Source organism: Pseudomonas sp. R2-60-08W, assembly GCF_003852335.1.
GTDB lineage: Bacteria > Pseudomonadota > Gammaproteobacteria > Pseudomonadales > Pseudomonadaceae > Aquipseudomonas.
This window is the reverse complement of the sequence record NZ_CP027731.1, coordinates 3,633,197-3,646,029: the sequence shown is the minus strand read 5'-3', so window position 1 is coordinate 3,646,029 and position 12,833 is coordinate 3,633,197. Positions and strand designations below refer to the sequence as shown.

The following is a 12,833-nucleotide window of genomic DNA, read 5'->3' as shown; positions in this document are numbered from 1 at the left end:
CGGGAGCAAGCCCCCTCCCACAGGGGGCCGGCGGTGTTCATACATTGTGTGTCTGGCACAGAACCCATGTGGGAGGGGGCTTGCTCCCGATGAGGCCGGAACTAACGCTGCCGAACGTACAGCCTCAGCCGCCCGGCTGCCAACCCCCACCCAGCGCCGTCACCAACCCCACACTCGCCTGCAACTGCCTTGTCTGCACCGCCTGCAACGTCCGCTGCGCCTGCAACGCCGCCGTTTGCGCGGTGACTACATCCAGATAACTCACGGCTCCGGCCTGATAGCTGTTCATTGCCAATACTTGTGTGTGCTGCGCCGCATCCGCCGCCGCTTGTTCATCCTGCGCCTCCTGCTGCAAATCCCGCAGTTGCGCCAGGTTATCTTCGACCTCGCGCACGGCCTTCAGCACCTGGCTGCGGTACTGCGCCGACGCTTCTTCAAACTCGGCCTTGGCCTGGCCTTCGTTGGCACTCAAGCGCCCGCCATCAAAAATCGGCAGGTTCATCAACGGCCCCAGCGCCCAATACTGATTGCCCGCCGCAAGCAGGTTGCCCACGCCCTGGGTCTGGCCGCCGATCAATCCGGTCAGGCTGAAGTCCGGATACCAGGCCGCCTTGGCCACGCCAATGTTGGCATTGGCCGCAAACACGCGCCGTTCGGCCGCCGCGATATCCGGGCGACGTTGCAGCAGGCGGCTCGGCAGCTGTGAGGGAATGCCGGGCAAGGCAATCAATTGCGGGCTCGGCGCCAAGGAGAAATCGCTGGCCGCCGCGCCGACCAGTTCGCCAATTGCATGCTCGGTCAGGTTGCGCTGCCCGCGCACGTCATCCAGTTGCGCCTTGGCCTCGGCCAGTTGACTCTGCGCACGGGTCAGGTCCAGTTCCGACGCGATCTGGCCCTCATAACGGCTGCGGGTGAGTTGCAGCGCCTGGCTGAAATCCTCCAGCGAGTGGGCGAGAATCCGGCTCTGCGCATCCAGCCCATTGAGCTGCACATACAGCGTCGCCAACTGGCGTTGCAGGCTCAACCGCGCTACCGCCAAGTCATCGGCGGACGCTTGGGCCTGGGCATCGCCGGCCGCGACCTGGTTGCGGATTTTGCCCCACAGGTCCAGGTCGTAACTCAACGAAAACCCGGCGGTGTCGCTGTTGTACACCGACGGCTGCGTACTACCGCGCAACGGTCTGGAATCCGATTGCCGCTGGCGCAACGGCTGCGCACTGGCGCTGATCTGTGGGAAAAGCCCGGCATGCAATTGGCTGGCATACGCCTGGGACGCATCGAAATGCGCCAGCGCCGCGGCCAGGTCCGGGTTGGCCTTGAGCAGTTGTTGCTGCAGCTCATCGAGGGTTGGATCGTTGTACAGCTTCCACCACTGCGGCGTCAGTTGATCGGACGGCTGCGCGCTGTGCCACGGGCCATCGCTGGTGTGTTCGCGATAACCCGCTGGCAGGCCAACCGACGGCACCTGGTAGCTGGGCGCCAGGGAGCAGCCTTGCAACGCCAGCAACAGGCAGGCCGCAAAAGGTTTAAGCCTTGGGCGCATGGGCACCCCCTGTGGCGTCGGCCAGTTGTACCGGGTCGCCTTCGCGCAGGGCGTCGGGCGGGTTGTCGATGATGCGGTCGGCGGGTTTCAGGCCCTGGTCGATCACCAGGCGTTCTCCCAGGTCCAGGCCGATATGAATGTCTTGCAGGTGCACATGGTTGTGCGGGTCCAGCACCGCGACCTGGGTGCCCTGGGCACGGAAGATCAAGGCGCTGGCCGGGATGCTCACGCCGTGGGTGTCCGCCGGAATCGGCAGGGTGGCTTCGGCATAATCGCCGGGCAGCAACTCACCGTTCGGGTTGTCGGCGACGAACTGCGCGAGCAGGGTGCCGGAGCGTCGGTCGATGGCGGTGGAGTCTCCGATCAGGTGCGCCTTGAAGTGTTCGCCCGGATGTTCGGGCACGCTCAGCTCGGCTTCCAGACCAGGGCGGATCACCGCCGCGTAGTTCTGTGGCACCGGCACGTACAGGCGCAGTTGGTGGGTGTCGGCGATGCTGAACAGTTCCGGATCACTGTCGGTATCGGCCTTGATCAGTTGGCCGATATCGGTATTGCGCGCGGTGATGGTGCCGGCGAACGGCGCACGGATCGTCTTGTAGCTTTCCAGCGCGCACAGCCGCGCATAGTCGGCGGCGGCAGCCTGGGCATTGGCTTTGGCGGCGGCGGCGTTCGAGGTTTTTTCATCGGCTTCCTGGCGCGATACCGAATGACTGGCCAACAGGTTTTGCCAGCGCGTTGCGGTGGTGGCGGCAAGGCGCGCATTCGCCTGTTCCTGAACCAGGTGGGCGTGGGTTTGCGCCAGTTGTTGGTCCAGGTCCGGGCTGTCGATTTGCGCGAGGACCTGCCCGGCCTTGACCTGGCTGCCGATGTCGACCTTCCAGTCTTTCAGGTAGCCGCTGACCCGCGCATGGATCGGCGCTTTGCTCCAGGCCTCCAGGTGCGCCGGCAAGCGCAGGGTATCGCCAGCGGCATTCTGTTTGGGCTGGAACACCAGCACCTGGGGAATGGCCGCGGTTTCCGTCCAGGCGCTGACCGACTGTTCATGCAGCGCACGCGCGTGCAAGCCGTTGGCGACCAGCAGGGCAGCCAGGGTCAGGCCGCCGACACCCAGGAGCATCAGACGCTTGCGCGAGGGTTTGTGATCAGACGACATGGGGCATTTCTCCAGCAGTTGCGCGGGTAGGGTGACGGCCGTGGACCAGGCTGAAAACCACGGGAACAAACAACAAGGTGGCGATGGTGGCGAAGATCAAGCCGCCGATCACCGCGCGGCCCAACGGTGCGTTCTGCTCCTCGGAGAGCGCCAGGGGCAGCATGCCGATGATCATCGCCAGGGCGGTCATGCACACCGGGCGAAAGCGCGTGTAACCGGCTTCCATGGCGGCTTTCAAGGCATCGCCGTGTTCGGCCAGGCGTTCGCGGCAGAAGCTCACCACCAGGATCGAGTTAGCGGTGGCCACGCCCATGCATAGAATCGCGCCGGTGAGGGCCGGCACCGATAACGAGGTGCCGCTGAGGAACAGCATCCACACGATCCCCGCCAGTGCGGCGGGCAACGCGGTGATGATCACGAAAGGGTCGGCCCAGGACTGGAAATTGACCACGATCAGCAAGTAGATCAGCACCACCGCGCCGAGCAGGCCGAAGCTCAACCCGCTGAACGCCTCATGCAGCGCATCGATCTGCCCGTGCAGGCTGATCGTCGCGCCTTTGGGGCGCATGGACGCGGTGTCATCCAGCACTTTTTGCACATCACGGGCGACGCCGCCGAGGTCGCGGCCTTGCACGTTGGCGTACAGGTCCAGGGTAGGTTCGATGTTGTAATGCGTGACCACCGCCGGGCTTTGTACCCGCGAGATACTCGCCACGCCGCCGAGGATTTGCGACTGGCCGTCGGCACCGGTCACCGGCAGCGCCTCCAGCGCAGGCAGGCTGTCGAGGCGGTATTGCGGCGTTGCGGCGACGATCGAGTAGGACACGCCATTGGCCGGGTTCAGCCAGAACGTCGGCGCCACCTGGGAACTGCCGGCGAGGGAGGCGACCATGCTGTTGGTCACGTCTTTCTCGGTGATGCCCAGGCCATTGGCGCGCAGGCGGTCCACATTCACCTGCAGCGACGGGTAGCCGGTGGATTGCTGGATACGCAGGTCGGCGATGCCGGGCACGTGTTGCAGGCGGCGTTCGAGCTCTACGGCATAGGCGCGGTTTTCGGCATCGCTGCGCCCGGAAATTTTCACGTCCAGCGGTGCCGGCGCGCCGAAGTTGAGGATCTGGCTGCTGATGTCCGCCGGCAGAAACGCGAAGCGGCTGCCGGGGAAGCTTTGCGGCAGGGCTTCACGCAGTCTTTTGACATAGTCGGCGGTGGGCGCGTGGTCCTTTTTTAGAGTGACCTGAATATCGCCGTCCTGCGGGCCGATAGTGCCGCTGCTGCTGTAGGCCATGTCGATGCCGCTGAGGGGGATGCCGATGTTGTCGACGATGGTGTCCAGCTCTTGGGCCGGGATCACTTCGCGAATCCGCGCTTCAATGCGGTCGAACGCGGCGGCGCTTTCCTCGATGCGCGTACCCAGCGGCAGGCGCACATGCAGTGCCAGCGCACCGGCATCGGTCGCCGGGAAAAAATCCTGGCCCAGGCTCGGCAGCAACACGAACGAGGCCAGCACGCAGGCGAGAAAACCGACGATAAAGCGTTTGCGCGCGCCCAGCGCGAGTATCAGCAGGCCGTGGTAGGTATCACGGATGTTCGAGAAATGCCGCTCGAATCCCTGCTGGAAATTCAGCACCGCTTGCAGCACTCGATTGCGCGGTTTCTTGTGCTGATCACCTTCATGGTGATTGATGAATTCATCTTCCGGATGATGCCCTGCACCTTGCTCCGGCGTGTGCGGCTTGAGCAGGTACATCGCCAGTGTCGGCACCAGGGTGCGCGAGATAATGAATGAACTGGCCATGGCAAAGATCACCGCCAGCGCCATCGGCCGGAACAGATACCCGGCGATGCCTTGCAGCAAGAACATCGGCACAAACACGATGCAGATGCACAGCAGCGAGACGAACGCCGGGCCGACGATTTGTGCGGCGCCGTCGAGGATCGCCGTCTTCACCGCCTTGCCTTGTTCCAGGTGCCAGTTGATGTTTTCGATGGTCACCGTGGCGTCGTCCACCAGAATGCCCACCGCCAGGGCCAGGCCGCCCAGGGTCATCACATTGAGGGTTTGCCCGCTGACCGCCAGCAGCGCAATGGCTGACAGCACCGCCAGGGGAATCGACGCGGCGATGATCAGCGTCGAGCGCCAGCTGCCGAGAAACAGCAGGATCATCGCACTGGTCAGCAGGGCGGCGATGATGCCTTCCTGGGCCACGCTGCCTACCGACTGCTTGACGAACACCGAGGCGTCGCCCAGCAGTGAGGTTTTCAGCGACGGCGGCAGGGTTTCGTTGATGCGCGGCAGCATCTGGCGGATGCCGTCGATGATCGACAGAGTGGAAATACTGCCGTTCTTCAACGCCGGCATCAGCACGGCGCGGTGGCCGTCGACGCGCACGATATTGGTCTGCGGTGGCGAGCCATCCCGCACGTGAGCGACCTGGCCGATGGTGATGATCGCGCCGTCGACGTTCTTGATCGGCAAGTCATTGAGCTCATCGATGGCCTTGGGGCTGTTGTTCAGCAGGATCGTGTATTCGTTGCGGCCGAGCTTGGCGGTGCCCACCGGGATGATCTGGTTCTGCAGCGCCAGGGCATTGCCGACGTCCTGGGCCGACAAACCTTTGGCGGCCAGGGCCTGGGGGGCGAGGTCGAGGGTGATCTGGCGCTGCTTGCCGCCCATGGGCGTGGGCATCGCCAGGCCGGGCAGGGCGCTCAGCGGCAGGCGGATATTGTTCTGCACCAGGTCGCGGATCCTGGCTTCCGAAAGGCTCGGGCTGGAGAACGCCATTTGCAGGATCGGTACGGTGGAGGCGCTGTAGTTGAGGATCAGCGGCGGCGTAATGCCCGGTGGCATCTGCTTGAGCACGGTCTGTGACACCGCCGTGACCTGGGCGTTGGCGGTGCGGATATCCACGCCGGGTTGGAAGAAAATTTTGACGATGCCCATGCCGGGCAGGGATTGGGACTCGATATGTTCGATGTCGTTGACGGTGGTGCTCAGGGAGCGTTCGTAGGTGTAGATCACCCGCCCGGCCATGGCGTCTGGCGACAGGCCGTTGTACTGCCAGACCACGGCGACCACCGGGATGCCGATATCGGGGAACACATCCGTGGGGGTACGCAGGGCCGCCATCGGCCCGATGATGCAGATGAATATGGCCAACACGATGAAGGTGTACGGCTTGTGCAGTGCGGTCTTTACCAGCCCGAGCATGCGTGAGTCTCCGAGAAAAGCAGGGTTGCAAACCCCGGCAGTCTTGCCCGACCCACCTAACACGCACCTTTCAGCCAGGTGAAGGAAGATTTAGGTAACGGCTGAAGATCCTTTCATGTGTATTCATTTGTTCTACAAACAGCAGCTCTTCAAGCTTGTCAGCCATCGGATACGCTTTTTTACTGATGTGCTTTGGAGCCCTGCCATGTCACCGAAAACCCTGTTGTTGATTCCCGTCCTGGCTGCCGCCTTGGTGTTGTCGGCGTGTGCCGGCCCGATACCCCAGGCCGACCCGAGCGAAGCCTGGATCGGCTTGAAAGAAGAAGCACCGAATGACCTGTTGGCCGAGCGCGTCGACGGTCAGCGCGTGGATGACGGGCGCTACTTTGAAGTGAACCCTGGGGACCATCGCCTGGACGTGACGCTGTTTGAAGAAGAGCCCGGCGACGATAACCAGCAGGACTGCCAGGGCCGGGTCGAGTACAGGCATTTCAAGGCGGGTGAGCATTACACCCTGGAGGAGTCGAGCCTCGGGACCACTGTGCGCGCAGCGCTCAAGGATGGGCACGGCAAAGAGGTTGCCGCCACGCAGGATTTTACCTGCATGCCGGGCTAGGCGTGATGCGCCGTCGCCTTGCGCGGCTTGGCGGGCGCAGTGGGTTTGACGTGGGGGTGATGATGGCGACGGGTCACGCGCATGACCCCCCACAACATGGCGGCGGCCACCGCCAGCCAACCGCAGATCAGCATGAAAATCGTCGTTGCAAGGCTCATTCAGGCCTCCCTTCGCCCCATCCGGGGTCTATACACAGTCTTCCCAATGGACAGTCTAGCTACCCGGTGGTTGCCTGCTATTGACCAATGGTCGTGTCTGTCCAACTCGTTTGCTCTATCGCCGGCGTTTTACCTACGCTGAAGGCTATACCCCCGCCCAAGAGCGTCCTATGATCGGGGCCCTCACCGGCAGTTGATCAAGAGAGTAAAAAATTGCGCTTACGGTCGAACCTTAAAGCATCCATCCTGCTGGCCTGCGTCCTGGGGCTGACGGCCTGTTCCAGCCATCCTTCGAAACTCCCCGGCCTGCCGGAGCGGGTTGAACTCAACGGCGTACCGACCTTTCGCAGCGAGGCTTATCAGAGCGGTCCTACGGCTCTGGCCAGCATGCTGTCGCAACAAGGCATTGTCATGACACCAGGGTTGCTGGATAAGCCGCTGCACTTGCCAGGCGCCGAAGCGGACCTTGAGCGCAACATGCCGAAGCTGGCGCGCGAATACGGGCTGATGGTGTATCCACTGGAGGCCAGGCTGACCGCAGTGCTGGCGCAGGTGGCGGCGGGTTACCCGGTGATGGCACGGATCAACTCAAGCTTCTGGTCCGACCCGCGCTATGTCGTGGTGGTGGGATTCAACCAGCAGAAGAGCACGGTGCTGTTGCGTTCCGGCAGGGAGCGGCGATTGATGATGGGCTTCAGCGACTTTGAGTCGGCGTGGAAGAGCGCAGGGAATTGGGCGATTCTTACCCAGCGTCCGAGCCAGTTGCCGGCGAATGTGGATGCGCAGCGCTGGCGCGAGGCGGCGAATGCTACGGCCCAGGCCGGGCAGGAAGGGGCGGCGGCCCAGGCTATCAAGGTCCTGGCAGAACGAAAATAATAAATGTGGGAGGGGGCTTGCCCCCGATGCGCTGGATCAGTAGATATTCATGTATCTGACCCACCGCTATCGGGGGCAAGCCCCCTCCCACATTTGATCGGTGCTGTCAGTTGACTAGCGACGCACTTCTGTCACACCTGCACGGTTCTTCAGGTTCTTGTCAGCCTTGTAGCGCAACGCCACATCCGGCACCGCGCCGCCCTTGCCGGTTTCGACCCAGCTGCGAATACGACTGGCATCGGCGAAGTGGGTGAATTTGCCGAAAGCATCCAGGATCACCAGCGACACCGGGCGGTTACCCATGCTGGTCACCAGCACCAGGCAATGCCCGGCCTGGTTGGTAAAACCGGTCTTGGTCAGCTTGATGTCCCAGTTGGCCCGGTTGATCAAATGGTCGGTGTTGGAGAAGCCCAGGGTGTAGTTGGGCTTGCGGAACGCCACGGTTTTTTCCTTGGTAGTACTCAGTTGGCTCAACATCGGAAACTTGCGCGCATATGCCAGCAGCTTGCTCAGGTCGCGGGCGGTCGACACGTTATGGATCGACAGTCCCGTAGGTTCCACGTAGTGGGTGCTGGTCATGCCCAGCGCCTTGGCCTTGGCGTTCATCGCGGCAATGAACGCCGCGTAACCGCCCGGGTAATGGTGGGCCAGGCTCGCGGCGGCGCGGTTTTCCGAGGACATCAGCGCGATCAGCAGCATTTCCTTGCGCGGCATTTGGCTGCCGATCTTCACCCGGGAGAACACACCCTTCATCTCCGGGGTGTCGGTGATGTTGATGTCGATGTATTCATCCATGTTCTGCTTGGCTTCCAGCACGATCAGGCCGGTCATCAGCTTGCTGACGGAAGCGATGGGGACCACCACATCGGGGTTGCTCGAATAGATGACCTTGTTGGTCTGCAGATCCACAAGCATGGCGCTGCCGGAGGCGATTTGCAGTTTGGAGGCGTCACGCGGGGCCAAGGTGGTTTCGGCAGCGTTTGCGAAGGTGCCCGTCAGTGCAAAAAATAGGCTGACAATGGAAAGACGAATTTTCACGCGGATGAACTCGCTAAAAAAGTAAGAAGTACCGTTTGGGAACGGGTTTGGTGACAAATGGCGTTACATTTTAGGAGTATGGATCAGAAAGCGATAGAGAGCCTTTAAATAAAGGCTGTAAGCCGATGATTGGTTAGGGTTGTACCGTGCTTTTACCAATCAAGGCTTTGCTCAAGCTTTCCAGCAGTCAACCAGACCATCGTTGATGAAAGCTCTTTCGCATAGGTCGTCAGCAGTACTGGGATTCTGTGTCCAAGTTGTCCCGTGACGAAGGCAGTGCCGAGGCGCGCCGCTGAACAGCTGGATCGACGTGCGACTCGAAATGCAGAAGATTGAAACGCCACTACCCACAGCCATCACTGAAGAGTGACCGTCCGTCGATTTAGCGCTACGGCCATGGCCGCATCTCTGCCAACTTTGTGGATTGCTGAAGCGGTGCCGAAGAACTAAATAAGTATAGGGTTATGCATCCCTTGACTGCTCACGCGGACAGGAGCAATGACTTTTCACCTCACCTGGTGTCTTGGATTCAGGCGATTTTTAAGGCAAGCTCACGGTCTTCACATGGCCGTAAAAAGTCAATAGCGTGGTTTAAATTGAAAAACGATCAGTGTCTGTGGGTGCATTATGTAAAAGCTGCAGCGATAGCTATGGTCGTGGTATTGCATGTTGCTGCACCCTATCTCTATCAGTTAGGCGAGATATCGCAGAGTGAATGGAATATCGCAAATATTTACGACTCGTTTGTTCGCTCATGCGTACCATTGTTTTTCATGTCTTCTGGTTTTTTGCTTTTACGCAAGAGTGAATCTGTTTCCGTTTTTTTTGCCAAGCGAATTAATAGGGTCCTGTGGCCTCTGGTTTTTTGGTCGGTGATATATGTGTTCTGGAAAGTATACTACCAAGGCTCGCAGTTTAGCGATTTCGGTAATTTCGGTAAATTTATCTTTACCCCCGTTAGTTATCATCTGTGGTATCTGTATGCAATAATCGGGTGCTATATGTTTTTGCCTTTGCTCAGAGTTGTTGTCGCCTCAGGTGATGACAATGTTCTGGTGTATTACTGTGCGCTTTGGTTTTTGTCTATGACGGTATCACCGCTAGTTGATAAGTATTTTGGCGTAAAATGGCAGTTCGATTTTTCTTATGTTTCTGGCTATATTGGGTATTTTGTTCTTGGCTATCTACTTGGAAAAAAAGACTACAAGTCTTATCATGCAGTTATTGCCGTGTTATCCATGCTCATTTGTTTTTCGATAATTACATGCATGACTTCTTATTTGACGGCAAACAATAACGGTGTTTTTGTCGGTGATTTTTATGGTTATCTCTCTCCGCTGGTTGTCGTTGCATCAGCATCTTGGTTTGTTTGTATCAAATTTTTATCCGGCATATATGTTCTTGAGCTAGAAAAAAATATTAATCGTCTTGTTTCTTCTGTTAGTGCATGTAGTTTTGGTATTTATTTGATTCATGTGATTTTTTTAGATGTGTGTGGTAACGCCCTTGAGTCACTGCTGCCGATGTTGTTCAGTACCCCTTACATCAATATACCCATGCTCTCTGTAATTGTTTTTGTCGCTTCATATCTGGCTATATTGTTGCTCAGAAGAATTAAATTTATAAATCGCGTTGTCGGAGTGTAGAGTTCTCACTTCGCCCTCAGAGAAAAATGAATAAAGGCTAAGGAGATCGGTCTTTTCTTCGAATGCCTGGGTTGCGAGATGATTCACGGCATCTCCACGCGGGCTGGCCCTGGTCCGCTCAGGGGCTACAATGGCGATGCCGAGGCGCCCACATTCACATCATCGGTGCTAGTCCGCTACAACTGGTCGGACGGTCCAGGGTTTTCCGTCCTTCTGCTAGTTATTGCCTCTGAGGGAGTCGCTGTGGTTTAAAGTCGAGACAAGTTTGTCTTTGAACGCATGGATCGCAACCACTGATCCCGCCTTTGATAGGTGAAACGAATCACTGTAGTAAACTTTTTCATCGCCATATGCCTTGCAAAAACGATCTTCGCAAAAGACACTGAACGGGTTTAAAAAGGTAACGCTCGGTGTTGAGGCGGCAAATCTTTCAAGCGCAGAATTACCGCTTATGGTGGGAATACCATCCTCCTTAACCCCCAGATGTTGTTCGCAGTCAGAAGAAAAAAATCTAGGACGACTGAAGCACCCGATTACATCAGATTTGCCAGCGCCTGGTACGTTGCCTACAATCACGAGCTGTCTGTTACCAATTCGGGTTTTTAGCTCTGCCAATTTCTCCGTTACAAATCGGTAGCCGTCATCTTCTGTGCCATTCAATATTTTCTTTTTGGTATTTATCGGCGCAGCGCTCACTAATTGCTCCATCCAAAACTGGCTAATGACAACGATTGTATTAGGGCTTTTGTCTATTACGTCCAGCGCGTTATCCAGTGCGCTTTGACAGCCTTTATCGTGGTCTTCACCTGGAACGATTTTTGTCATGCCTGGCAACATCATGCATCCATAAACGCTGATGTAGATGCTTTTATTGAGGGGCTTGGCGATTTCAAGGTCAAGCCCCGTCGCGTAATGTCGCGCATGGCTGTCGCCAATCACAACCATGTCAGCCATACCGTTCTGCCCCCCGCTTATCCACCCTTTCCATGGGTAGTCCGCGCCGCCGTATTGATCCATATGGAACTGTTTGGAGTTTGCCAACTGTTCGGCAACACCTGCCGGAAGCGGGCTAAGGCGCCACTGCCAACCATGGCCCGTTAAAACAGTTACGGCGGTGATGCTTATGAAAGCGGCAAGACCGCCGCAGGCCGGTATGAAGCCGAGTTTTGGCGCTATGCTTTTCGCATTTGCACTTTTGCGGAAAGGAGTTTCGATATAACGCTGGAATATAAATCCTAAGGCTAGTGACGCGGTTACTATGACTAACTGCTCTATGAGGTCAAGGTTTATCTTCGTATAATATTTGTAGAATACGATGATCGGCCAGTGCACTAGGTAAACCGAGTAACTTATAAGGCCAATCTTAACCATGATTCTGTTGCGTACAACCCGGCCGGCGTATTTTGCATTTACTGAATAAATCACTAAGGCTGCGCCAATACATGGAGCCAGTGCATTGTAGCATGGAAATAGTGTTTTTTCCGTATAAGAGAAAACAGCAAAAAATATAAGCGATAGACCGATGACCATTAAGAGGTCAAGCTTAAGCGTTTGCTCTTTAGCCTTCGGTATCCACACCAATGCAGCACCGATAGCAAATTCAAAAACCCTGAATGGTGTGAAAAAGTATATCAGAGAGACAGTGTCGCTGGCTTTCTCACCCATTAGGTTCTGCCACCAGCCCGCAGAAGCGATACCACCGTCGGTAACCACTATATTTAGAATAAGGCTGGTGATACCGCTCACCACAATAGCGATTATCGGCGCGCTTCTAGATTTTCTAGTTAATAGAAAAACCAGAGCGGCCGGCCAAAGCAAATAGAACTGCTCTTCGACACTAAGAGACCAAGTATGAAGTAATGGCTTGAATTCCGAAGCGGTATTGAAATAGCCACTTTCACTCCAGAAAAAGAAGTTAGAGACTGACAGTATTGAGCTTATGACTTCCCTGCCAAACCGCTGAAAGTGCTGTGGCGTAAACATTAGTATGGCGAATACGAATGTTAGTAAAATTGTAGCGAATAGCGCGGGGAATAGGCGCCGAATGCGCCGGGTGTAGAACATCTTAAAAGAAAACATTCCTGTCTGTTTTACTTCGTCAGTAATCAGATTTGTGATCAAATATCCACTGATTACAAAGAAAATATCCACTCCGACATAGCCACCGCCGAAATTTGATAACCCAATGTGAAACAATAAAACAGTCATCACCGCGATAGCGCGCAAGCCATCAATGCCTGCAACGTACTTCGATAAGTTCATTTCCTTCTCCATGGATAAAGCACGTCCTTTTTTTACTAGTGTCTGGCTTTGCTTTTGCTCTGAAAGCTTAACTGCTTTCTGTAGCTTTTTTTCTTGAGCGTGTCGAGCACTGGCGATCAGCGGAGGATTCTACAAGAGAATATCGAACATGTCAGGCTTGTGATTAGGTAAGCGTTGGCAGGGTGCTGGAGATTGCAATATCTCCCTGGTACCAGGATAGTCTCCCCCAATTTGCTTGGCCTTAATCATCCTTTATGCATTGTTTTATGCAGACGCTATTCGTCGGTGTACGACTCTATCCGCCGATATTGCTGCAGAACGCTGCAATGA

Annotated in this window: 9 protein-coding genes; 3 read left to right on the top strand and 6 right to left on the bottom strand. The window is 56.9% G+C overall.

Annotated features, from left to right (window positions below; genetic code table 11):
• Nucleotides 1–124: 124 nt before the first annotated feature.
• From C4J90_RS16510 to C4J90_RS16500, 3 genes are read right to left on the bottom strand one after another with little or no spacing between them, the layout of a single operon-like run.
• On the bottom strand, nucleotides 125–1,543 hold the full coding sequence (locus C4J90_RS16510) for an efflux transporter outer membrane subunit (RefSeq protein WP_124420346.1): 1,419 nt from the start codon (nucleotides 1,541–1,543) through the stop codon (nucleotides 125–127).
• On the bottom strand, nucleotides 1,527–2,696 hold the full coding sequence (locus C4J90_RS16505) for an efflux RND transporter periplasmic adaptor subunit (protein WP_124371147.1): 1,170 nt from the start codon (nucleotides 2,694–2,696) through the stop codon (nucleotides 1,527–1,529). Before C4J90_RS16505 ends, C4J90_RS16510 begins: the two co-directional genes overlap by 17 nt.
• Nucleotides 2,686–5,907: an efflux RND transporter permease subunit gene (locus C4J90_RS16500; RefSeq protein WP_124420345.1), complete on the bottom strand. Its 3,222-nt coding sequence runs from the start codon at nucleotides 5,905–5,907 to the stop codon at nucleotides 2,686–2,688. The genes C4J90_RS16505 and C4J90_RS16500 overlap by 11 nt, the downstream gene beginning before the upstream one ends.
• Nucleotides 5,908–6,112: 205 nt before the next feature.
• Here C4J90_RS16500 and C4J90_RS16495 point away from each other — a divergent pair, with 205 nt between their 5' ends.
• Complete coding sequence (locus tag C4J90_RS16495) at nucleotides 6,113–6,523, top strand: hypothetical protein (protein ID WP_124420344.1); 411 nt, start codon at nucleotides 6,113–6,115, stop codon at nucleotides 6,521–6,523.
• Here C4J90_RS16495 and C4J90_RS26920 read toward each other — a convergent pair.
• Nucleotides 6,520–6,681: a hypothetical protein gene (locus tag C4J90_RS26920; protein ID WP_164484550.1), complete on the bottom strand. Its 162-nt coding sequence runs from the start codon at nucleotides 6,679–6,681 to the stop codon at nucleotides 6,520–6,522. The genes C4J90_RS16495 and C4J90_RS26920 overlap by 4 nt on opposite strands.
• A 213-nt stretch (nucleotides 6,682–6,894) precedes the next feature.
• On the opposite strand from C4J90_RS26920, the gene C4J90_RS16490 reads away from it, so the two are divergent.
• Nucleotides 6,895–7,557: a peptidase C39 family protein gene (locus tag C4J90_RS16490; RefSeq protein ID WP_124420343.1), complete on the top strand. Its 663-nt coding sequence runs from the start codon at nucleotides 6,895–6,897 to the stop codon at nucleotides 7,555–7,557.
• Nucleotides 7,558–7,671: 114 nt separating this feature from the next.
• Here the strand turns inward: C4J90_RS16490 and pbpG are convergent, their stop codons facing one another.
• Complete coding sequence (gene pbpG, locus C4J90_RS16485) at nucleotides 7,672–8,595, bottom strand: D-alanyl-D-alanine endopeptidase (RefSeq protein WP_124420342.1); 924 nt, start codon at nucleotides 8,593–8,595, stop codon at nucleotides 7,672–7,674.
• 464 nt (nucleotides 8,596–9,059) lie between these two features.
• On the opposite strand from pbpG, the gene C4J90_RS16475 reads away from it, so the two are divergent.
• Nucleotides 9,060–10,241, top strand: a complete 1,182-nt coding sequence (locus tag C4J90_RS16475; RefSeq protein ID WP_124420341.1) for an acyltransferase — start codon at nucleotides 9,060–9,062, stop codon at nucleotides 10,239–10,241.
• A gap of 216 nt (nucleotides 10,242–10,457) precedes the next feature.
• Here C4J90_RS16475 and C4J90_RS16465 read toward each other — a convergent pair whose 3' ends face one another.
• Nucleotides 10,458–12,503: an acyltransferase family protein gene (locus tag C4J90_RS16465; RefSeq protein WP_164488023.1), complete on the bottom strand. Its 2,046-nt coding sequence runs from the start codon at nucleotides 12,501–12,503 to the stop codon at nucleotides 10,458–10,460.
• Nucleotides 12,504–12,833 lie beyond the last annotated feature (330 nt).

Bases quoted from the DNA above. Each gene is read 5' to 3' on its own strand.
- C4J90_RS16510 (WP_124420346.1), bottom strand. From the start codon at position 1,543: ATGCGCCCAAGGCTTAAACCTTTTGCGGCCTGCCTGTTGCTGGCGTTG.
- C4J90_RS16505 (WP_124371147.1), bottom strand. From the start codon at position 2,696: ATGTCGTCTGATCACAAACCCTCGCGCAAGCGTCTGATGCTCCTGGGT.
- C4J90_RS16500 (WP_124420345.1), bottom strand. From the start codon at position 5,907: ATGCTCGGGCTGGTAAAGACCGCACTGCACAAGCCGTACACCTTCATC.
- C4J90_RS16495 (WP_124420344.1), top strand. From the start codon at position 6,113: ATGTCACCGAAAACCCTGTTGTTGATTCCCGTCCTGGCTGCCGCCTTG.
- C4J90_RS26920 (WP_164484550.1), bottom strand. From the start codon at position 6,681: ATGAGCCTTGCAACGACGATTTTCATGCTGATCTGCGGTTGGCTGGCG.
- C4J90_RS16475 (WP_124420341.1), top strand. From the start codon at position 9,060: ATGCATCCCTTGACTGCTCACGCGGACAGGAGCAATGACTTTTCACCT.
- C4J90_RS16465 (WP_164488023.1), bottom strand. From the start codon at position 12,503: ATGAACTTATCGAAGTACGTTGCAGGCATTGATGGCTTGCGCGCTATC.